The organism is Leptospira fluminis (assembly GCF_004771275.1).
In the GTDB taxonomy this organism is placed as follows: Bacteria; Spirochaetota; Leptospiria; order Leptospirales; family Leptospiraceae; genus Leptospira_B; species Leptospira_B fluminis.
In genome coordinates this window covers 287,490-309,701 of record NZ_RQEV01000012.1, presented here as the reverse complement: position 1 = coordinate 309,701, position 22,212 = coordinate 287,490, and the positions used below count along the sequence as shown (strand labels likewise).

Here is a 22,212-nt window from a genome sequence, read left to right as displayed (position 1 = left end):
CAGACGCATGCAAGGAATCAACAAAGAAATCAACAAATTCATAGCACGTTTTATTTTCTATACGGAAGCGGTCGCGTTTCTTATCGCAGTGCCAATCACTCTCTTTTTGTTTATGCTGGTATTGGAGCTTGACGAATCTCAAACCCGAAACCTGCTCCTTGCCGCGTCTATCGCCACTCCATTCCTGCTTTTGTACACGGCTCTAACGACTCGCTGGAAATTGAAGGTACTCTACGAATATAGAAGCCAATTCGATACGGGAGCGGTAAATCGCGAAACCGTTTTTAAAGCCCAAAAGGCATTGTTCCGACTGCCCATCTTTCATTCCCTGGAAGGCGGTAGCCGAATGCTGTTAGGCGGTGCGATCACAGCCTTTCTATTCGGCTATTTTGATCCCGGAATCGCGGCGGATTATTATAATTTGTTCGGCGTGCTTTTGTTTATGACCGCCTGCCTTTCCTTGTATTTCTATCTGACAACGGAAAAGCTCAAAGAGGATTTAAGCAGGACGGACATTTTCGGATCCATAGACTCTAGCTCTTTGGTGAGAATCAGCCTAAACCGCACGCTTTCTCTCACGTTTTTTTGCATCGTTTTTATTTTGGCGGTCGGAGTTTCCACCATCGTTTACAAGCTCTCTTACAATTCTCTCAGAGGCGCGTATTTCGAACAGATGAAGAACCTGGCCCAAACTCTGGACATACTTACCGAAACCATCTACCGGGACGCGGAAAAGGATTCGGAAGATCTGACGGAAAACCAGAATTTGAAATACTTCCTGTCTCGGTTAGACGCGAAGGAATCCTCCGGCATTCTGGAGAAGTTCCTCGCCTCCAAGAACAGATTCGAGGGGGTTGCGATCTGGCAAGCGGAGGGCAATTCCTATAGAAAACTCGCCTCCGCAGGAACGTTAAATTCGGATATGGGCCCTATCTCCGAGAAATTCTCTCTTCCTAGCTCGGATCAGATAGCGGAAAAGATTTCCAAAAATCGGATTTTCGCGAGCGAACCGGGTCCTTCTTCCGAAGGAGGTTCGGCGGCGGTTCTACTCATCAAACGGATTTCGGTTCCGACGGAGGAAAAAACCACCTTCGCGGTTTTTTCCTTTAAGATCGGAGAGTTGACAGGTTGGATCCTGCAATCCGTAAAAGTGGGCAAAACGGGTTACCCGGGACTTTGGTCGGAACGGATGACCTTCGTGAGCCATATCAATCCCTCCTTTCGTCTGAAAAAGCTGCAGGAATTTTCCTTTCGGGATGATTTCAAGAACAGCAGGGAGGGCGAACCCGTCCGCTACAACCTGAACGGAGTTTATAAATATTTAATCTATAAATCCAACCCCGGTTACGGATTCAAATCCTTCGTCGCGATCGAAAACGGAGAAATCGCGGACCAAGCGTTATCGACGGCTCTATACATGATCTTCTTTTCCTTTTTCGGTCTGATTCTAGTGGCTGCTTTGACCTACTACATTCTTACCAAAAGCCTGAATCCATTGAACGAGAGCCGAGCGCTGATCGAAAAGATGGCGGAAGGGAACCTGAGTCATAACATCACGGTGCATTCCCGAAACGAAATCGGGGAGATGTCCATCAGCATCAACGAATTCAATAAGAAAGTGAAAAGCGTACTTCATAAGATATCCGACGCATCCTCCAATCTCGCGTCCTCCTCCGAGGAGATGTCCGCGACGCTCAAGTCCATTTCGGATAATGCCCAGGGTCAAGCGGCGGCAGCGGAGGAAATTTCCGCATCCATCGAGGAAATCTCGGCGGGGATGGATTCCATCTCCCACCAAACCGACGAGCAGGTCCGACTTCTGGACCGCTTGGGAGGAGAAATGAACACCTTCTCCTCCGCCGTACGCGCCACTTCCAGAAACGTCGAAGAAGCTCTGGGTCAGGTCAAACGGATTACGGAAGACGCGAAAAAGGGAGGCAAGACCCTCGAGAGAACGAATACTAGTATAGGAAAGATTTCCCGGAGTTCGGAGGAGATCACGGGAGTGATCGAAATTATCACGAATATCTCGGAGCAGATCCACCTGTTAGCGTTAAACGCGGCGATAGAAGCCGCCAGAGCGGGGGCTGCGGGAAAAGGATTTGCCGTAGTCGCGGACGAAATTTCCAAGCTTGCGGATAAGACCTCCAGCAGTACCAAGGATATAGAAGAGATCATCCAAGCGAACGAGGCGGAAATCGGAATCGGAGTCGGAAATATCAAGGAGACGGTCGCGGTGATCGGAGGAATCATTCGGGACATAGAAACGATCTACGCGAAAATATCCGAAGTCTCCGCTTTCATGGGAGAACAGCTAAAAAGCAACGAATCCGTGAACCAAAGCGGCTTAGAAGTGAAAAGCAGGTCGGATTCCATTCGTGCGGCCGTCCAGGAACAAAAAATGGCGATTCACGAAATTTCCACAACGATCTCCAATATCAACGATTTAACCCAATCCAACGCGGCTTCTTCTGAGGAGTTAAGTTCCAGCTCAGTAGGTTTGGCGAATCTGGCCGAAGATCTAAAACGGGATTCCGAGTATTTTCATTTTTAAACGAAATCGTCTAAAGGAGATCCTGAGAACGGAGCGACAAGGCGTCGCAAAACGACAGGAATCTCCTTGATTTTTACGGAAATACTTATAATTTGCACAAATATGGAATGGGAAAAGATTCTCCGGGACTCCGTTAAAGACAGCGTAATCAAGGAATTGTACCTCCGACGAGTTCCCACTCTCAAGACCTGCGACGACTGGAGCAAAGTAAAAGAAATAGGACTAGTGGACCATAAAACCAAATACGCTCATTACAAAGGCGGCCTAGTAAAATATGGAGAAGCCCTTTTTTTTGTAAGCGACGAACGACTACAAGCCCTCGCCCCTTTCCGCAAGTGGGAATTCAAAACGAAAATTAAAGTTACGACGGAATAACTCGCTCTTTACGTCCGGGATACTTTCGCCCGAACCGATCGATCAGCGAGTCAGCTTAATAATCAGATTCAGTTTCTCTGAGACGGTAATCACGTCTTGAACCCTCGTTTTATCCACGAGAATGGCGTTCGGGCCGATTTCGTCCAAGACGATTTTCTTTCCCTTAATCTGCCCCAAGAGAAGTTCCATGACGTTCTGATCTTTCGTACGGACTAGGACACAGTCTTCCGCGATTTCCACGACCGGAAGGTTTCCTCCCCAATCTTCCAATAGGAACAGGAGGTTTTGGGCCAGTTCCGCTCTGCTGGAAGCCTTGAGAAAATCGATGAATTCGATCGGTTTGTATCCGAGCAGAATTCCCAACTGATAGGCTTCCTTTGTCAGAATGAAGGTATAGACTCTATCGTAGTCCTTCAGCTCCGTAAAGGCCTTTAACAGATGGATTCCGTTGATGGAAACTTTTTCCGGGAAGGCGATGATGGAAAAATCCGGATTGATGGTGATTCCCCCTTTTTCGGTGGAACCCGTAAGCTCGCCGGTTTGGAAGAAGTACTCTCCCAATTTGGATAGAGCCAAAAAGCGGTTCGGATATTCCACTTCCAAAAGGCCGAATAGATGCAGATAAAAAATGGCACTCATGATCTCTTTCCGGAGATCCGCCAGATCCGTCTGGAAATTCTTGGTCCGGAATCCCGGAGAAAGAATCAGATGGTCCCGGATAATCGTAGAAAAGATCACGGAGAGATGGATGTGCTTGGACTTGATGATCAGGTTTACGCATTTGTCCAGGATCATCTTATCATAAAAAGGCATCTCCGTCGGCTGGAAGACTTCCGGAGGATTGATCCTCTTCATCCGAGCCTCGTTGACCTCGTGGATCACGAGTTTCATGATTTCGAAAATATCCTTTTTCAGGAATCCTTCCACGTCGCCGCGGAGAATGATGTTTTCGCCCTTGATATCTGCGAGATTCAATAAACGCAAAATCGGAAGGATCAGTTCCATCTGATAGATCTGGCTTTTTTCGGGAAAAATGCCGATGTCCGGATTCAAAAGCTCCTGTTCCGTCCGCTTATGGTCGGCTTGCTTCACTTTTCCGGATTTGGCCAGAACCAGGCCTTTTCTGCTGATATATGAGAGTAATTTCTTGGTGTTTAGGAAAAAATCCAGCTCGTTCGTAGCCGACTTTTCTTGGCGCTGGCGCGTACCTTTCTTAATGGAAGGAAGGATGGGATTATTTTGTATGTACTTTAAAAGTTCTTCCGGAAGCGCGAATACGCGGACGAATTTCTCTTCCACGAAGCAGACATCCGCCACTAAGCCTTTTTCGACCAATGACGGAACGATCGCTTCGTATTTTCCGCGGTTCATTACCACGAAGCTGCGGATATCGTCCGCATCCGCGACTCCTCCGCTCAAATAGATCCGAACTAACGTATCCTTTTCCAATTCGGACAAGGAAGTAAGAGCACTCTCGAAAGCCTCGGGAGTGGTTGCATGGGAATAAAATTTCCGGACCGTATCCAGTTTCGCCGGAGCTTTTACCGCCTTTTTCCATTCCGCGGAAACGTCGGTCAGCTTCTTGTGATCCAGGAGCTTTTCGATCGTAATCTTATATTTGTCGCCTTTTAAGTTCTGGTCGAGAGGAACCAGCTCCGCCAATTCCTCATAGGCGTGGTACTTATCCAAATTGTTGGTAAGACGTTCCCGATTTTTACGTTGGTAAACGAGATGGTATTTCCGAAGGAGATTCAGCTCCATCTCGACGTTGATCGGAGGAATGTTCACTTTTCTGGAAATTTCGCCCAACGTTAGGACGTTTTTGTTTTTCAGAATGGAAGTATAGATGTTGACCTGGAGAACGGTCAACTTTTCGAGCACTCCCTTTAAGTAGAATTCATCCAGAAAAGTGTCATATAAGAATTTAAGGTTTTTATTCTTTTCCTTAAATGGCGGCTTGGGGAGATTCCAAAGGGCTGCGATCTTTTTTAAGTCGTTTAGTTCGAGTTTTTCGAGTTCTTGTAACAATACAGATTCGCCGCTCATACCAATGACCGAAATGATTCGTTCGAAAGCCATCCTCTAATTCTTGACTGATTCGTAAACTAAAATACAGATTCGAACTCCGGACTTCCGACAGGAATTCAGAGCCTTGCAAAGCACGGATTTTCGGGAGAAAAACCCTAGTCTCAGGCATCCTCCGAGTCGATTTGGATTGTCCTTACAGCCTTCCGTACTAACTTGGAACCGTATGGCCGGATTTCTGGATAACCTTCGCCTAGGATTGGGCGGGGCGGCTCGGATGGTTTCGAGCGGTTTTATCTTTTCCTCAAAGACCCTTCTCCTGCTCAAAGACCTGGCTGTGGGAGGTAACGTATCCCAGGACTTTCCGGTAAGACTCAGGGAAGCCTTCGAGGAATTAGGGGCGACTTATATCAAACTCGGACAATTCATCGCGTCCGCCCCCTCCTTGTTTCCGGAAGAGATCGTTACGGAAATGCAGAAATGCTTGGATGCCGTAAGGCCGATCCCTTTTTCCGAAGTGGAAAAAACGATTCGTAAAGAACTGGGAGGCCGGTGGGAAAACCATTTCCGCAGCATAGACCCGAGTCCATTGGCTTCCGCATCCATCGCGCAGGTCCATTCCGCAGTTACCAAAGACGGCATCGATGTAGTCATCAAGGTGCAAAGGTCCGATATAGAATCCGCTCTGGGCGCCGACCTGAATCTTTTGTACCTGGCCAGTCTATTATTCGAAAGATTCGTTCCGGGCTTGAATCGATCCGGCCTTTCGGATATGATGAAATTATTCCAATCCTCCATTTTAGAGGAAATCGATTTCCGTAAGGAAGCCTCGAATATAGAGGAGTTCGAAAAGTATCTCCTTGCGGCGGGAGAAACCAGAGCCCGGGTACCTAAAGTTTTCCACGAGCTCAGCACGGAAAAAATCCTGACCATGGAAAGATTTTACGGGGCTCCGATTACGGACGAAGCTTCCTTAAGAAAATATTCTACGGACCCCCAGCGCACGTTGTCGGACGCGTTGGAGATCTGGTTTTCCACCCTTTCCCACTCGGGTTTTTTTCACGCCGATGTGCATGCAGGAAACCTAATGATCCTCCGGGACGGTACGGTGGGTTTCATCGATTTCGGAATCGTCGGTCGGATTTCCCCGAAAATTTGGGAAGGTCTGATGATTTTTCTGGAAGGACTCGCGACAAATCGCCCGGAGAGGATCGCAAAAGGCCTGATCCGGATGGACTCCACGGCGGAGGGAGTGGACGAAAGAAAATTAGCCCAGGACCTAGGCAAGGTTTTCGACGAAATGAGCGAGATGGTACTCGGAATCCAGATGGGAGAACTGGAAGCTTTCGACGAGAGGAAGCTGAACGCAATATTATTCGAATTCCGCGAGTTGGCCCTCAGGAACGGCCTCAAAATTCCGAAAGAGTTCGGACTCCTCATCAAGCAGATCCTGTATTTCGACCGTTATGTGAAGGCGTTCGCTCCCGATATAGATCTGATCCGGGATAGGGAAAAATTCATCCGATGAAAGTGAAATTGCTGGATCTGGAGCCCGGAGAATCCCGAACGCTATCGGGGTTGAAGGAATCCCCGGGAAAAGAAGGTCTAGTAAGAAACCTGTTGGACATGGGATTCCTTCCCGGGACCAGGCTACAGATCCTTGCCAAATATCCGAGCCAAGATAAAATCATAGTGAAAGTCGGACTGGTCCAATTGGTGCTTAGACATATAGAGGCAGAATTACTGGAGTTAGAGGAAAGAGAGTGACCGCATTACAAAAAAGGATAACAAGGGGATCCTCCAAGGCCGTCGGTTCAAACATACACCGAATCCTACTCGCGGGAAATCCGAATTGCGGAAAATCCACTCTGTTCAATCGGCTCACCGGACTCAGACAAAAGACGGGAAATTTCCACGGAGTCACCGTGGAAAAAGCGGAGGGAAAAATTCTCTCCGAGGATAAAACCCTGAGTATCATGGATTTGCCGGGAGCCTATAGCTTAGGCGGAGAATCGGAAGACAAGCAGGTAACCACAAAAGTTCTGCTCTCCCGCAAAACGACGGATAGAATCCTTTTCGTACTGGACGGAGTCGCCGTAGAAAGGGGCCTGCAATTTCTAATGCAAATCGCCGGACTCAAGGCTCCCACTCTCGTAGTCGTTACCATGAGGGACGCGCTGGAAAAAAAGGGATTGAGTCTCGACCTAAAGGAACTTCGAAAGGCTTTCGGAATAGATTTTAGATTCGTGAACCCCCGAACGGGAGAAGGAGTCTCCGAATTGAAGGAAATCCTTTTCGAAGATTCTGCGTATCGAATTCCTGAATATTCTTTTGCCTGGGATCAAAAAAGGGAAAAGCTCGTCGGATCGATTCTCAATCGCCTGAAAAGTCCCGATCCGAACTCTCTCAGATTCGTCGTGGAAAATTCCCTGAAAGAGTTGTCTGGAGAAAAACTGCTTACGGGCATTCCCGGTCTCTCCTTTTTACCGAAGGAGGCAAGAACTCTCGTCCAAACTCTCTTCGAAAAGTCCGGACTGGTCTTTTCCTACTCCGACGAACTCGTACAAAAATCCTTTTGGATCAAAAAGCTTCTCTCCAAATCTCTTTCCGGCAAGGAAGTAAAGGGAGAACATTTGCTGAATTTTGCGGACAGGATCCTACTGCATCCGGTCTGGGGCCTAGTCGGTTTTTTAGGCATTATGGCGCTTGTTTTCCAGATGCTTTTTGCTTGGTCCGAAATTCCGATGGATTGGATCGAAAAACAGGTCGGGGCATTTGCGGAATTCGCCGGAGGTTTTTTCCCTCACGGTCCCATCCGTTCCCTCATCCAGGAGGGGGCCATAGGCGGAGTCGGAGCCGTGCTCGTCTTTATCCCCCAAATCAGTCTCCTTTTTTTCTTTATCGGGATCATGGAGGAAAGCGGCTACATCGCGAGAGCTTCCTTCGTCATGGATCGGTTCATGGGAAAATTCGGACTCTCCGGAAAATCCTTTATTCCTCTCCTGTCATCGGCCGCTTGCGCGGTTCCCGCGATCATGGGAACGAGGACCATAGAAAATAAGGCGGACAGAATCACTACGATTCTGGTTTCTCCTTTGATCACATGCTCCGCGAGATATCCCGTTTACATCCTGGTCATCGGAACGGTTTTTTCCCAAAAACCCGTTTTCGGAATCCTACAGACAAAAGCCTTAGCGTTGTTCGGATTATTCCTTCTCGGAATGATCGCGTCCATGACCGCGGCTTTCGTATTTAAAAAGACCTTTTTTCTCTCCGAACCCTCCTACTTTTTGATGGAGCTCCCCCGGTATCATTTCCCCTCCCCCAAAATCCTTTTTATGGTAGTATATAAGAAAATTAAAACATTCTTATTGAATGCGGGGAAAATCATCCTATCCATATCCGTACTGCTTTGGTTTTTGGCGAATTATCCCCGCTTGGACGAATCCAAAACGTCAGGACTGGAACCGGCTCAGGCAAAATCCCTGCAGATCTCCGAGTCCTATGCGGGCTACATGGGTAAGGCGATGGAACCTATCCTAAAACCGATCGGTTTCGGCTGGAAAATGGGGATCGGACTCATCACCTCGTTCGCGGCACGGGAGGTGATGGTATCCACATTATCCATCATCTACGGCGTGCAAGGCGAAGATAGCGACCAGGAAGACTTGCGTACCGCGCTCAAAAACGACAAGGATCCGGAAACGGGAAAGCCGATTTGGAATTTGGCCAGCGCCTTAAGTCTATTGGTCTTTTTCGCTTTTGCCTGCCAATGTATGTCCACTTTGGCGGTAGTAAAAAGGGAGACGAACTCGCTTTTTTGGCCGTTTTTCCTATTCGGGTACATGACTTTACTCGCCTATATTTCTTCCTTCTTGGTCTACCATATCGTAAAAGCGATCGGATGGACCTGAATCTTGAAACGGATCCCTCCGAATCTTAGGATTATCTCCGTTTTTTTTGCGGCGATCTTCGGTTTGCTTACGATTTTCCGATTCGTTCTGCTTTTCATTTACTTCGACAAAGTGGAAAACTCCTCTTGGACGGAAATCCTATCCTCCTTCGGAATCGGGATGCGCTTCGACCTTTCGGTTGCCGCGATTCTTCTCGGTCCGTTTTGGACGATGTCCGCCTTTCATTACGCTAACCGATGGCCGGTTTACCGCTACTTGTGGGGAATTCCGCCTATCCTAATTTTCTTATGGATGTGCGGCCACCTGATCGGCGACACGATCTATTACGGAGAAGCGAACAAACATCTGGGCTACGAAGGTTTCGTGTTTTTAGGGAAGGATTTTCTAGTTCTCTTATCCGCCGCCTTTCGAAATTCTCCCTTACTGGTTCTCTCCGCTTTATCCGCGATTTCCATCGGACTTCCTCTCTTAGTCGTCGCATTTTTCAAATGGAACGGGTACGAATTTTCGGAAGACCGACGGAAATCGGAACTCCTGCAGATTCCGATTTCCCTTTTGATCGCGTTTTTACTTTTTAGAGGGGGCTTCCAACAAAGACCCCTTCGACCTACGGACGCGATCCATTCCCGGAACGAATTCCTGAACAATCTCCCTTTGAACGGAGTGTTCACCACTCTGACGGATTTGAAATCCAAGACGCTTCTTCCGAGCCTGAGAATTCCCTTCCCCCAAGCTGTGGAACTGGTCAGGAAAGAGATAGAGTATCCGGGCGCTTCCTTTATAGACGAACGTTATCCGATTCTGAGGGAAACTCGAGAGACTAGAAACGGAACTCCACCGAACATAGTTCTCATCCTTTTGGAAAGCTGGACCGGTAAATTTCTGAAACCGAACGGAGGAGGAAAAATCCTGGGGCATGAGTTGGCACAAAACTTCGACTCTCTCTCTATTAGAGGCAGGTATTTTTCCAAATTCTTTGCGACCGGGGGCAGGACTACGAACGGTCTACTCTCCGTACTGACGGGGATTCCGGACAGGCCCGGGATCACTTCCGTTCGCACCCACCAAGTGCTGGGAAACTTCGGCGGGTTAGGAACCGTTTTGAAACAGGCAGGTTATTCCACACTCTTTGTCCACGGCGGGGATGCCGGATTCGACAATATGAACTTTCTCTTCCCTCACTGGGGATTCGATACGGTAGTGGATCGGAACGAGATGAGCAAGGAAGGTAGGTATACTCCGGGGGCTTGGGGGTATTTCGACGGAGACGTCCTGGAAGAATTGCACGAAAGATTGCTTTCCGCAAAACGCCCTCTCCTTGCGGTCTCGCTCACTCTTACCACTCACTATCCCTACGAAGTTCCGAATAAAAGTTTCGAAATTTTTCCGGATTCGGTCCAGGATTACGATTATCTTAACACTTATTATTATTCGGATTGGGCCCTAGGTAGGTTTATGGAAAAGGCGAGGAAGTCGCGGTACTTCGAGGATACGATCTTCGTATTCGTTGCGGACCATACCCATCATAGAAACCTGAGTCCTTACGAGGACAGGAACATCCCTTTTTTGATCTATTCTCCGAAATACGTAAAGCCGGGAGTCGATTCTCGGATTGCCTCCCAACTGGACGTGGTCCCGACGATACTCGGGTTAGTAGGTAAGAAAGTTCGGTTTTCCGCTATGGGAAGGGATTTGCTCGGGCCGCAAAACAAGGACAATAGAGGAGCTTATTTCGCGTTTTCGAGCGTGATCGGCTGGATCCAGAACGATTTGGCGTTGTATAGATTTACGGACGGAGAACTCCGGGACGCGACGTCCTATTCCAAAAACCCGACATCTAAAATTTGCGAATCAGATCCTGCCGTCTGCGACGTCTATGAAACGAAGGCGAAAGCCTTCCTCAATTTGAGCTACGACCTGATGAACTCCAATACGGTTTTTCCACCGACGAAATAAGTTGAGAAGAATCGTCTCGCATCGGAAAAACGGGAATGCGGAACGGAAAGGATTTTCGGGAAATCCTTTCCGTTTCAAAAAATCGAACCGATACCTATTTTATAGAAACTAGAGGAAAAAATGACGTTCTCAAAAAGCTTTAGCCTGAGCCCTGCTACTGAACTGAGTCCTGACTCCCCTCCTTTTATCGTCGCGGAAATCGGATTGAATCATAACGGAGATCTCGAAATCGGAAAGAAGACGATCCGCGCAGCAAAGAAAGCGGGAGCGAACGCGGTGAAATTTCAGACGTATCGCACGGAGGATTTTATCGATCTTCGAAACCCGAAAGCCAAGATCCTGGTGGAAATCTTCAAACGGTACGAACTCTCGGAGGAGATGCATAGACACTTCCGGGATACCGCAAAGGAAGAAGGATTGTTGTTCTTTTCGACTCCTTTGGACGAAAAGAGCGTGGATCTGCTTGTTTCCTTGGGTGTCCCTGCCCTTAAGATCGCGAGCGGAGACGTCGTAAACAAAGGCCTGCTCGAAAAATGCGCTTCCACGAAACTTCCCATTTTTCTCTCTACGGGCGCGGCGGAAGCGTTCGAAGTGATTCGTGCTTTGGAATTCCTGGAATCTCTCGGGGTAAAGGATCTTTTGCTCTTCCATTGCGTCTCTTTGTATCCGACTCCTCCTGAAAAAGCGAACCTGAGAACCATCACTCATTACAGACATTCCTTTTCCGGACCCATAGGTTTTTCCGACCACACGGCGGGAGCACTTGCCGGAGCCATGGCGATCGCCTTGGGAGCAACCGCATTAGAAAAACATTTTACACTAGATAAGAATCTTCCCGGACCGGATCATGGAATCTCCGCGGACCCTACCGAATTTTCCTCCTACGTGGAACAAGCTTCGCTTGCTTATTCCATGCGGGGAGAAAGAAGAAAAATCGTACAACCCGAAGAGGCAGCAGGACGTTTTTTCGGAAGAAGATCCTTGTATCTCGGACAAGAAGGAAAACCTATCGCACTTAGACCCGATGTCAGCTTGGAGGATCCCAGTTATCTGGATTCCTGGAAAGTCGCCGAAGCAAAAGCCTTACTGGAAAGGGGAAAAAGCATACAAGCGGGAGAAGCGATTCGTTCCAAAGCATGAGATTCCGATTCTTTTTTTTCCTAGTAATCGCCGCAACTTTCTCCGTCCTATCCGCACCCAAAACGTACGGATCCTTGGGTTCGGAAGTGGATTATCTTGATTTCGGAAAATTGACGGTCGCACCGTTTTCCTATTCCGTATCTTCTTCCTTTGACGAGGAATACGGTGCCTTCAATCTTTTCGATACCAATCCGCAAACGCATTGGTATTCCGCGTCCAGCACGAAACCGGATTGGATCATCGTGGATTTCGGCACCAAACGCCTGATAAACGGAATCGAACTGGTGGTTCCCGTTTTTCGGGGAAAAAGATCGGTATCCGAATACGAGGTACAGGTATTGTACCAGGAATCCTGGAAGACGATTCTGAAAAACGATCGAGTGGAACTGAACAATTTCCATCGAATTCCGCCTATGGACGCTTCCGTTGTGCGTATCTTTTTTCCTAAGAACGAGGATAAAAGCTCGGTCGTCAGCGAATTCAGGATTTTGTTAAACGACACTTGTTTGAATTCCGTTCCCAAACGTGTAACCGGCTATCTCTATCCGGTTATCGGAGGAGTCCTACCTCAAAAGGATTTCCAACTCCCGGGCGCTCCGCGGGATTATAGAAACGGAGTGCACAAAGGGTTGGATATCTATTATAAAAAGGAAAAAGACGGCACCGTTCGTAATCTCAAGTTCTCGGATCCGCTCGTTGCCCCCGCGGATGGAACGATCGTAAGAGCGGACGTGGAATATTCCCCCATGACTCTACCCGAATATCAGTATCATAGTTCTCAGGCCCAGAAAAACGGAGTAACCTATGTGGAAAAGGACTTCGGCGGAAGGCAGATCTGGATCGATCACGGAAACGGAGTGATGACTTCCTTCAATCACCTTTCCTCGATAAAAGCGGGATTAAAGGAAGGCTCGAGAGTGAAAGCGGGAGAAACGATCGGTACCGCCGGCAATTCCGGACTGATAGGGGAAGCCAAAGGCACGGACGAAAACACGCACTTGCATTTCGAGATTTGGGTGGACGGAGAATATTTGGGAGCCGGAATTTCCGGAACCCAAATGAGAAAACTGCTCCAATTCTTCTTTTCAGGATCCGGATTGCTCTACTGATCGAGTCTTAGATCGGACGTCGCCTTCTTCGTAAAAATTCGGATTCTATTACCGGACCATTATTAATGGTTTTTTTATACAAGAAATTCCGAAGATGCGCCGTATCCTCCTCGGAAAGACGCCAATCTTCCGAAACGGCCCGGATTCGAGGTAGAAGATTGGATAGGACGATCGCCACCGTAACCGAAAGATTATAGCTTTCCGTAAATCCGTACATAGGCAGTTTCAGATGCAGATCGGCTTGAGCCAAGGCCCGCTCCGAAAGTCCGATCTCCTCCGCTCCGATCAGCAACGCAGTCGGCCTATCTAGCGGGAGGTCCTCCAGAGAACGGAGCCCTTCGCCGTCTCTAGGGGAAGTGGCCACGATCCTATATCCGGCCGATTTTAATTCCCCGAGACAAGCCGAAGTATTATCCTCGTTTTTATCTTGATACTTATGGATCCGAAGCCATTTTTGGGCTCCCATCGCGACTCCGGAATTCGGTTTGTACGAGTTACGATTCTCGACCACATAAACGTCGCTTAACCCTAGACATTCAGAGGTTCTCAAAGTCGCACTAGCATTAAAAGGTTGGAATACGTCTTCCAACACAATTGTTAAGTACTTCGTACGAAACGAAAGAACTTCCTCTATTTTTCTACGTCTAGACTCCGAAAGCATCTCCGAGAAATATCCGTTCAGGGCTTTTGCCTCTTCGAACGAAAGAATAGGATCTTCCAAAATCGGAATCGGGCGCATTTCCTAAGATTCTCATACGCTTTCATGCGGACAAGTCATCCTCGGAAGGGCTTTCCGAAAGACATACTAAACATCCGCTGCGTAATAAAAAAAATTTCTAAAGTTTTTTTAAAAAGGGATTGTACTTTGTTTCCGAAAATCTATTATGTCCCGTATCTTGTCGGTGGTGAAGGAATATGCCCGAGCAGTTGCAAAAGATTCTGAATAATATCAAGGAATTCTTCGGTTCCTTGGATATGACCAAAAAATTGATCTTAGGAGGAGTCGCGCTCACCGTTCTCGTGGCGATCGGCCTCCTGGCAACGGTTTCTTCCCAAAAGAACCGGATCATCCTGTTCAAGGACCTTACTTCCAAAGATTTCGCGGAAGTGACCAAAAAACTGGATTCCATGGGATACCAGTACGGCACGTCCGATACCAGCGTGATCAGTGTGGATCCGGAGCAAAGACAGGAAATCATCACCAAACTGGCGCAAGAGAACCTGATCCCCGCCGGAGTGCAAGGCTGGGAGTTGTTCAACGTGGAGAAATTCACGGAAACGCAGTTCGACAAGGATATAAAAAAGTACAGGGCCTTAAAGGGAGCCATAGAGCAATCCCTCATGACCCTTCGCCCCGTCGACAAGGCTTTCGTCAACATAGCCATTCCCGAAGAGGAACTGTTCAGCTCTAACGCATCTCCCGTAAAAGCCTCCGTCATTCTCCATTTTATTCCCGGAGTGGACGGTATTTCGAAAAAAGAAGTCAAAGGAATCGTAAACCTGGTTTCCCGGGCCGTTCCCAAACTTAAACCCGAAAACGTAGTGGTGGCGGACGCGGACGGTAAGATCATTTCCGATTTCGAAGAGGATCTCGAAAAAGAGAGATTAGAACTCAGGGTCGTGCAGGAAAAATTAAGGATCCAAGAAGAACAGAGGATCCAAAGACTCATAGACGTTCGCAATACGCTTCGCTGGTATTTGGGCGGAGAAGACAGAGTCGACATTACGCGATTCGAATATATGTTGAATTGGGACAAGGAGTCCTACAAAGACAATACGGTAACCCCCGTCGTAGAAAGGCCGGACGACCCAAACACGCCTTATTCCGAACTCAAAATCGTAGACGGATACAGCCTAAAAGTCTCTTCCAAGGAAACCAGCGAGCAATTTAACGGAAGAGGCTTCACTCCGGACGGACCCGCCGGAACGGAACCGAACCTTCCTCCGGGCTATAAGGATACCGACTATCAAAAGGCCGAATACAAAAAGACCGAAAACATCAACAACTACGAGTTTAATCGCAGGGTAAGCGAAGTGCAAAAGCAACCCTGGAAAATCGAAAAAGTAAACCTCTCCGTAGTCATCGACGGACAATGGACCAAAAAGGAAAAAGAGGACGGGACCGGTTACGACCGTACCTATATTCCGGTTTCCGACGACGACCTTAGGACCATCCGCAAAAACCTCGAGGCTGCAGTCGGGATCGACAAGGCGAGAGGAGACATGATCTCCGTCATCAGCATTCCGAAAGACAGAACCGCGCAATTCGCGGCCGAAGACGAGGAACTCAGAAAACAAAAAGCGATCCGACAAATGGTCATCGCATCCCTCGTCATCGTTCTCTTCCTGATCCTGACGATCCTGATCTACAGAGCGATCAAAAAAGAGATCGCAAGACGTCGCAGACTCCGCGAGGAAGAGCTGGCGGCAATGCAACAAATGATGCGGGAAGCCGCCCTCCGAGTCATGGACGACGGCAGCGCAGAAGTCGAACTTTCACTCGATGAAAAACTGAGGAGAGAGTTGCTTGAAAACGCGATCAATCTAGCCAAGGAAAAACCGGAAGAAGTCGCTCAACTTCTCCGGACCTGGCTCTCTGAAGAGGAAGCAACCTAATGGAATCCCTGTCCGGAAATAAAAACCGGGCGGGTCGCCTCCTCCGAGTCTTGGGGGAGCACCTTCCTCCGGAAGTATTCAGACACCTAGGTCCGCAGGACACCAGCCGCCTCTTGGAAAGTTTTCACAAGAGCGGTAAGCTGGAAGCGAAAGAAGAAAGAGAGCTACTCGGAGCCTTCCTAAAAGGTCTCTCTTCCACTCCTCGGGAGTCGATGGACCTTGAGACCATGACTCTCATCCAGGAACTGGAATCCATCCTGAGAGAGGATTCCCCGTCGGAACCCGATTGGATAGAGGAGCTCAAGAACTGCACCCGGGAAGAACTTTCCCGAATCGTTGCAGGAGAGGAGAGTTCCAGAATCGCATGCATCTTATGCTACGCAAACCCGGAAGTTTCCGCGAGAGTGCTGGAGGAATTCCCCGAATCCATGCAGGAAGAGATTCTTCTGCAGATCCGGGAGCTGGACCCGTCGTCGGAAGCGGCCAGGGACGCATTAGAGCGATTTCTCAGATTCAAAAGAGAGGCGATCAAGCGACCTGGATTCCGGTCGACAACAAGCGAAAAAATCGGAAAAAGGGCTGCCGATTTATTGGGCAAAATGGATCCCCAAGATTCCCGGAAATTATTCACACGGATACGCGAAAAGAGCCCCGAGTTTGCCGAAAATATAAACGAACACTTCTTCCGGATGGAGGACTTCCTGGAGCTGAACCGAGAAAGCCTGAATCGATTCTTTTCCCCGGTCCACCCGATTGTGATCGCAGTGGCCTTCAAGGGAACGGAGCCGGAAACCAGGGCGGAGCTTCTGGAAAGAATGGAACCTTCCCTATCCTCTATCGTCAGATTAGAAGAAGATTCCATGGGACCGATTTCCTTAGCGGAAATCGAAACCGCCCAGAACGGTATTCTTGAAATTTTCAAGGATGCGGTAGAATCGGGAAGAATCAAGTTCCGGAGAAACGTCTGATATGGCCAAACTCGTCTTTAAACCCATCCAGATTGCCGACATGCAGGACCAGGTCGAGCTTCAAATTCCGGATAAGTACAAGAAATTCCACAGGGACGAAGACGCGGAAGAATTCGAAGTCGACCAGGAAGGAAACATCATCGAGCAGTACCAAGGCCCTTCGATCGAAGAGATCGAAGCCGAGCTGAATAGGTACAAAGAAGAGACCGAAGAAAGCATCAAGAAAATGCTGGAAGATTCCCGCCGCAAAGCGGAGGAAATCGAAGAGGAAGGCAGAAAGAAAGCCTTCCAGATGATCCAGGACTCCAAAGAAAAAATCAAACTGGACGAGGATTCCGGAAAGGCCAAGGCGGAGCAGATCCTAGAACGGGCCAAAATGGAATCCGAACGGATGATCAAAGAGGCCGAAATGAAAACGGCCGAGATCGAACACGAGGCCTACCTAAAAGGGTTCGAAGCCGGACGGGAAGTGGGATTCCGAAAAGGACAAGGAGAAGTCCGACGACTGATCGACCGTTTGGGAACCATCGTAGGAAAGGCGATCGACATTCGTGCGGAACTGATCCAGGCCTCGGAAAAACAGATGGTCGAGATGATCCTCATCATCGCGCGCAAGATCATCAAAGACGAAATCATCGAACGTAAGGAAATCGTACTGAATAACATACGAGAAGCCTTAAAACGGATCAAGGACCGGGATCGCGTGGACATCCGCGTGAACTTTGCGGATCTGGAAATCACAACGGCTCACAAGGACGAACTCATCAAGCTGATGGAGTCTCTCCGTAAGGTAAATATCTACGAAGACTCGAGGGTGGACCGAGGCGGAGTCATCATAGAGACCGACGTGGGCGCCATCGACGCGCGCATCTCCACCCAGCTCAAGGAAATCGAAGAAGCGATTCGAAATGCGGAGCCGATATAATCGACCATTCACGTCCACTCTCTCTACTCTCCTGCCCGATCCCCCACTCCGGAGATCGGGCAAGGGGAATCTCTTCTTGCGGGACATGGTTTTTGGGCGGAAGGGGCCCCACCCTCATTGGGCGGGGGCCGGTGCGGTGGTACCCTCTGTCGCTGCCGAGCAGAGCCCGTCCTACTCGATTTTCCCCTTTTTTGCCAATCTTTTTCCGGGCTTTCTTCTTGTAGGAACTCCTGCAAGCCGAGAGGAAGATCGTCCTTCCCTTCTTTCGAATTCCTTTTCCTTTCGACTATCAAGCGACATAATTCCATTATATTCGCATTATAACTTGACTCGAAAGATTTTTTTTCGGAAGGTATCATTCGGGTTCCAAGGATCCGGGCAATGATCGAAAAGAAATTCTACGAGAAGGTAGACGTTATTTCTAAATATTTTCTCATCCTGGACAGGACGGAAACGATCCGCAAATCCGGAAGAGTGGTTCGCGTCTCGGGAAATGTGATTTATTCGGAAGGCCCTCCGGATTCCAAGATAGGCGAGATTATGGACGTCGAAAAGGCCGGGATCGAAGGGTATCTCCAATGCGAGATCGTCGGCTTCGAGAATCACGTATATACCCTGATGCCTCTAGGACCGGTGGAAGGAGTTTATCCCGACGCCTTCGTATTTTCTTCCGGACGTCGGCTGAACGTTCCCGTCGGAAACGAACTTTTAGGAAGAGTCCTGAACGGCGTCGGCAAACCGATCGATAAAAAAGGAATCATCATCACTTCGGAGGAAAAATCCCCCGAAGGAGAAAGCATCAATCCCCTGGATCGCCCCATCATACGGGACATTCTACTTACCGGAGTGCGGGCTATCGACGGAATCTTAACCGTCGGGCGAGGACAGAGATTGGGTATCTTTTCCGGATCGGGGGTCGGTAAATCGAGTCTCTTAGGAATGATCGCCCGATTTACCGATGCGGATATCAACGTCATCGCTTTGGTCGGCGAGCGCGGACGTGAGGTGAACGAATTCATCGAACGCGACTTAGGAAAAGAAGGCCTCGCAAAGTCGGTCGTATTTGCCGCAACCTCCGACTCCCCGAAAATGGAACAAGTCAACTGCGCGTTTCTTGCAACTTCCGTCGCGGAGTATTTTCGGGAAAAAGGACTTCACGTAAACTTAATGATGGACTCTTTGACTCGCTTCGCTCACGCGAATCGGGAAATTTCCGTTTCGAACAACGAACCTCCGATCACGAGAGGATTCAGTTCTTCCGTCTTCAGCAAGCTAGCAAAATTGGTGGAAAGATCCGGAACTTCCAAATCAGGAGGAAGCATAACGGGATTCTATACCATATTAACGGATACGGACGAAATGGAAGATCCGGTGGCCGACGCCGTGCGAGGTTATATAGACGGCCATATCGTCCTTTCGAGAAAACTCGCGGAGAGGAACCATTTTCCGGCCATAGACGTGCCGGCTTCCCTTTCCAGGGTGATGCAGACCATCACGGACGAGGACCATTTCATGCGAGCGGGAATGATACGGGAATTGATCTCCACTTATAATTCCGTGGAGGAATTGATTCTATTAAATGCCTATGTGAAAGGTTCCGACGCAAAGGTGGATTTGGCCATTCGGAAAAAGGAGAAGATAGATTCCTTTCTCCGCCAGAAACTCATGGAAAAAAGCCCGTTTCCGAATACGATGAGTTCTTTACGGGACATCCTCAGGGAAGAGCGGGAAGAGGAGGAATTTTAATCGATGAAAAGATTCCGATTCCGGCTCGAACCCGTGCTTCGTCTCAAAAAAATCGCCGAAGAAAAAAAGCTGCAGGAACTTTCCGAACTCGTTGCGGAAATCAACCGACGTAGTTCCGAAATCGAAAGTAACGAGGCCAAAATCGCGAACCTTACCGACAAGCCCACGGAGACTTACGACTTGCGGGAATACTCCTACCTACAGACTTATATTCGTCAACTTTTAACGAAGAACTCCGAACTGACGGAAGAGATCCACACGTTCGACGAACCCATCGCAAAGAAAAGGCTCGAAGTGAACGAAGCGCGAAAGGAAAAGAAAGTCATGGAGCTTCTCAAAGAGAAGCGCTATTCGGAATACATTCATCATTATAAGAAAAGGGAACAGCAAACGTCGGAAGAACTGTTCCTAAGCAGATATTTTTCGAAAACGAGGGGGACTCAGGATGGAATCGAGCAAATTGGACGGGATCCGAAGACTTTTACCTATGATACGGGAGGCGTCGAGCGTTCCGGTTCGGAGGATGCGGGACTTTCTGAACTCCGAAAACTTTACGAGCGTTATAAAAAATGAACTCCCCTTTTTAGAGATTAAAAAGTCGGGAAATGCGGATCCGACGATCAGTTCTATGGTTAACCTCCGCGAAAAAATTACCGACTTAGAAACTAAGGCCGAAAGACTGGAGAAAAAGATCTCCGGATCGCGCCTGGACGTTCGGGTATAACAAATTTATGGCAAGCCTTACCGATAAAGCGAGAGCCGTTTATCTCGTTTTACTGATTTTCTTTCTGCTTTTGATCGGATTCTTCGCGTTCGATTACTTCCAGATCATAGACGCGGCGGAATTTTTCCCGTTTTTACGCAAGGAGCCCGGACTAGTAAATGCGGATTCTGAATCCCCTTCGGAACTCGAAAAACTGGAGTTCCGAAAAGAGATGGAGCGTCTTGCCAAGGACAGAGACGAGATTTTCCAAAAGGAAGAGGATATCCGGAAAGAAAGAGAAAGGCTAGATGCGGAGTTGGAAAAAATCTCCGAACTCAAACGCGGCCTTACCGCCAAAGAGAACGAGTTGAAATCCGCTGAATCCGAAAAAAACAGCCGGAACAAACTTGTGAAAGTCCTAGCCGAAAAGGTGGCGAACATGCCGCCCGATAACGCGGTCCAGATGCTGACCAACTGGCCGGACAAGGATATCATTGACGTATTTATCCAGATGGATCAGGATGCGGAACAGGACGGGCGACAGACCATTACCACATATCTGCTGACCCTATTTCCTGCGGAAAGAAGAGCGACCATAACGAATAAATGGCTTTCCCGTTCGGATACGATCCGTGCGCCCGAATCATCGCCGGAGTCCGAGGAGTTATAATGACCTTTACGCGAAAATCGATCGTTCCTTTAATCTTGCTTGCGACTCTTTTTTCGGCCGGATCGGAAATCCTTGCCAAAGAAAAGAAAAGGAAGGTTCTAAGCGGCGAGGATCTGGTAAGGAACCCTTCGAAAGCGGTCGGAGAAACGGTTCGTTTAACGGGAAACGTTTCCCATGTTTTGTACAAGGGAAACTCGATCCGCTTCGTTCTCCAATTCGGGGGAAGACCCGTGGTCCTGGATTCCGACGATTCCGGGCTGATCAACAGGGTTGCCGTAGGCACTTATGTGGAAGTTTGCGGTTTTTATCTGAAGAACAAAAAGCTGGAACTAGACGGTAAGAGAACGGACATGCCTTCCATCGTCGTCGAACAACCCTACTGCTCGAACTGACAGGATTTCGATCCTGCCTTCGGTACCCGACTTATCTTTTTCCTTTTTCCGAGAGGAATTTATCCACTCTCGCTTTTGCGTTGCGTCGGATACTCGCATAGAACAAATGATAGTCCACCAAATGGTAGGTATCGTCTTTTCCTAGAGTCGGAAACCCTCTACTTTCGGGTTCGTGCACCCATAAAATTCCCGACTCGCATTTCGCGTCCGCGATTCCGGGCAAGACTCGATAGAATCGTATCGGAACGCTTCCGGGATTCGATTCTTTCGGCTGGTACGATTCGTCTACCGTCCAAGAAAGAGGATTTACGCAAAGAGATTTGCCGAATCTCTCCGAAAGTCGGACCGGTTTACTTCCCCACAGAAAGGAGTTCCAATTGATTACGCAACCTAAAGCATCAGGGGAAATGCAGGGCGAAAGTCCGGTCTCCTCCGAGGAATACGGATATCCTACGGAATAAGCGGCGACTAGATTCTTCTTGTACGAAGACGAGGACACGATTTCCTTCAAAAGCCGTACCGTATGACGGGTACCCTGGCTATGGGACGCCAAAATCCAAGGACGTCCTTGGTTTAGATTTTTCATATAATATAAAAATGCGTTCTTTACGTCTTCATATGCGAATTCCAGGGCCTTTTGTCCTTCCGGAGTATCCTCCATAAAAACGTAAAATGCTGCCTGTCTGTACCTGGGAGCGTACACCCTACAACATGCGTTAAAGGCGCCCGCTTGGGAGCGGATCGGTCCTTCTTCCGTTTTCCGATTCAGACTTTCGTCCTCCAGATCCCCGTTCCAGTATTTCCCGGCTACGATCAGAGTGGTCGGGTGTACGAAAAAAACGTCCGCTTCCGCAGTTGTTTGCATGTCGGTAAACCCCGAGTCTTTCGGGACTTCGTCACCCGGATCCTTTTTTGCAGGATGCGAGGCCCAATATTTCAAATCGGAATAATCCGGCCGGGAAAGGTTTTTGCTGCTCTCGAAATTTTCCCTAGGCTTTAAGAGATAAAGGCAGGAAGCGTTCGAAACGCAGAGGAAGAGTAAAAAGAAAGAGCGAAGAAAAGGCGGGAGAAGGGATAAGAAAGACGAATTAAGAATTTTTTTCATACGCAAACCTACCC

18 protein-coding genes are annotated in these 22,212 nt (G+C 48.6%); 15 read left to right on the top strand and 3 right to left on the bottom strand.

All coding sequences use genetic code 11. The annotated features are described in order from the left end of the window. The first annotated feature begins 7 nt into the window (after positions 1 to 7). Both EHO61_RS13395 and EHO61_RS13390 read left to right on the top strand, forming a co-directional pair. Entirely contained in the window at positions 8 to 2,554 is a 2,547-nt protein-coding gene (locus tag EHO61_RS13395; RefSeq protein ID WP_135814068.1) for a methyl-accepting chemotaxis protein, read from the top strand. Positions 2,555 to 2,656: 102 nt separating this feature from the next. Beyond that, a complete protein-coding gene (locus EHO61_RS13390) occupies positions 2,657 to 2,929 on the top strand; it encodes a hypothetical protein (RefSeq protein ID WP_135769432.1) in 273 nt (90 codons plus the stop codon). Between the two features lie 42 nt (positions 2,930 to 2,971). Here the strand turns inward: EHO61_RS13390 and EHO61_RS13385 are convergent, their stop codons facing one another. Beyond that, on the bottom strand, positions 2,972 to 4,975 hold the full coding sequence (locus EHO61_RS13385; protein ID WP_135814067.1) for a phenylalanine--tRNA ligase subunit alpha: 2,004 nt from the start codon (positions 4,973 to 4,975) through the stop codon (positions 2,972 to 2,974). Between the two features lie 205 nt (positions 4,976 to 5,180). Here EHO61_RS13385 and EHO61_RS13380 point away from each other — a divergent pair, with 205 nt between their 5' ends. The 6 genes from EHO61_RS13380 to EHO61_RS13355 all read left to right on the top strand — a co-directional run bounded on the left by EHO61_RS13380 (position 5,181) and on the right by EHO61_RS13355 (position 13,073). Continuing rightward, positions 5,181 to 6,482 carry an ABC1 kinase family protein gene (locus EHO61_RS13380; RefSeq protein WP_135814234.1) on the top strand — a complete coding sequence of 434 codons (1,302 nt, stop codon included), beginning with the start codon at positions 5,181 to 5,183 and terminating at the stop codon, positions 6,480 to 6,482. Then, positions 6,479 to 6,721, top strand: a complete 243-nt coding sequence (locus EHO61_RS13375) for a FeoA family protein (RefSeq protein ID WP_135814066.1) — start codon at positions 6,479 to 6,481, stop codon at positions 6,719 to 6,721. Before EHO61_RS13380 ends, EHO61_RS13375 begins: the two co-directional genes overlap by 4 nt. A 53-nt stretch (positions 6,722 to 6,774) precedes the next feature. Continuing rightward, a complete protein-coding gene (gene feoB, locus EHO61_RS13370) occupies positions 6,775 to 8,868 on the top strand; it encodes a ferrous iron transport protein B (protein WP_135814233.1) in 2,094 nt (697 codons plus the stop codon). Continuing rightward, a complete protein-coding gene (locus EHO61_RS13365) occupies positions 8,869 to 10,824 on the top strand; it encodes an LTA synthase family protein (protein ID WP_167884879.1) in 1,956 nt (651 codons plus the stop codon). A 120-nt stretch (positions 10,825 to 10,944) separates the two neighbouring features. Then, entirely contained in the window at positions 10,945 to 11,964 is a 1,020-nt protein-coding gene (locus EHO61_RS13360; protein WP_135814064.1) for an N-acetylneuraminate synthase family protein, read from the top strand. Continuing rightward, positions 11,961 to 13,073, top strand: a complete 1,113-nt coding sequence (locus EHO61_RS13355) for a M23 family metallopeptidase (protein WP_135814063.1) — start codon at positions 11,961 to 11,963, stop codon at positions 13,071 to 13,073. The genes EHO61_RS13360 and EHO61_RS13355 overlap by 4 nt, the downstream gene beginning before the upstream one ends. A 7-nt stretch (positions 13,074 to 13,080) precedes the next feature. On the opposite strand, the gene EHO61_RS13350 is transcribed toward EHO61_RS13355, so the two are convergent. Further along, on the bottom strand, positions 13,081 to 13,812 hold the full coding sequence (locus tag EHO61_RS13350) for a TrmH family RNA methyltransferase (RefSeq protein WP_135814062.1): 732 nt from the start codon (positions 13,810 to 13,812) through the stop codon (positions 13,081 to 13,083). 176 nt (positions 13,813 to 13,988) lie between these two features. Here EHO61_RS13350 and fliF point away from each other — a divergent pair, with 176 nt between their 5' ends. From fliF to EHO61_RS13310, 7 genes are all read left to right on the top strand, one after another. Then, complete coding sequence (gene fliF, locus EHO61_RS13345) at positions 13,989 to 15,689, top strand: flagellar basal-body MS-ring/collar protein FliF (protein WP_135814061.1); 1,701 nt, start codon at positions 13,989 to 13,991, stop codon at positions 15,687 to 15,689. Then, positions 15,689 to 16,657: a FliG C-terminal domain-containing protein gene (locus tag EHO61_RS13340; RefSeq protein ID WP_135814060.1), complete on the top strand. Its 969-nt coding sequence runs from the start codon at positions 15,689 to 15,691 to the stop codon at positions 16,655 to 16,657. The genes fliF and EHO61_RS13340 overlap by 1 nt, the downstream gene beginning before the upstream one ends. Position 16,658: 1 nt before the next feature. Then, entirely contained in the window at positions 16,659 to 17,582 is a 924-nt protein-coding gene (gene fliH, locus EHO61_RS13335) for a flagellar assembly protein FliH (RefSeq protein ID WP_135769410.1), read from the top strand. Between the two features lie 381 nt (positions 17,583 to 17,963). Further along, entirely contained in the window at positions 17,964 to 19,328 is a 1,365-nt protein-coding gene (locus tag EHO61_RS13330; protein WP_135814059.1) for a FliI/YscN family ATPase, read from the top strand. Between the two features lie 3 nt (positions 19,329 to 19,331). Further along, complete coding sequence (gene fliJ, locus EHO61_RS13325; protein ID WP_135814058.1) at positions 19,332 to 19,901, top strand: flagellar export protein FliJ; 570 nt, start codon at positions 19,332 to 19,334, stop codon at positions 19,899 to 19,901. A gap of 158 nt (positions 19,902 to 20,059) precedes the next feature. Beyond that, positions 20,060 to 20,701, top strand: coding sequence for a periplasmic-type flagellar collar protein FlbB (locus EHO61_RS13315; RefSeq protein WP_135814056.1), 642 nt, complete (start codon positions 20,060 to 20,062; stop codon positions 20,699 to 20,701). Continuing rightward, positions 20,701 to 21,093 (top strand): TOBE domain-containing protein, encoded by a 393-nt coding sequence (locus EHO61_RS13310; protein WP_135814055.1) that lies wholly within the window; start codon positions 20,701 to 20,703, stop codon positions 21,091 to 21,093. Before EHO61_RS13315 ends, EHO61_RS13310 begins: the two co-directional genes overlap by 1 nt. 31 nt (positions 21,094 to 21,124) lie before the next feature. Here EHO61_RS13310 and EHO61_RS13305 read toward each other — a convergent pair whose 3' ends face one another. After that, a complete protein-coding gene (locus EHO61_RS13305; protein ID WP_135814054.1) occupies positions 21,125 to 22,198 on the bottom strand; it encodes a DUF3089 domain-containing protein in 1,074 nt (357 codons plus the stop codon). Between the last annotated feature and the right edge of the window lie 14 nt (positions 22,199 to 22,212).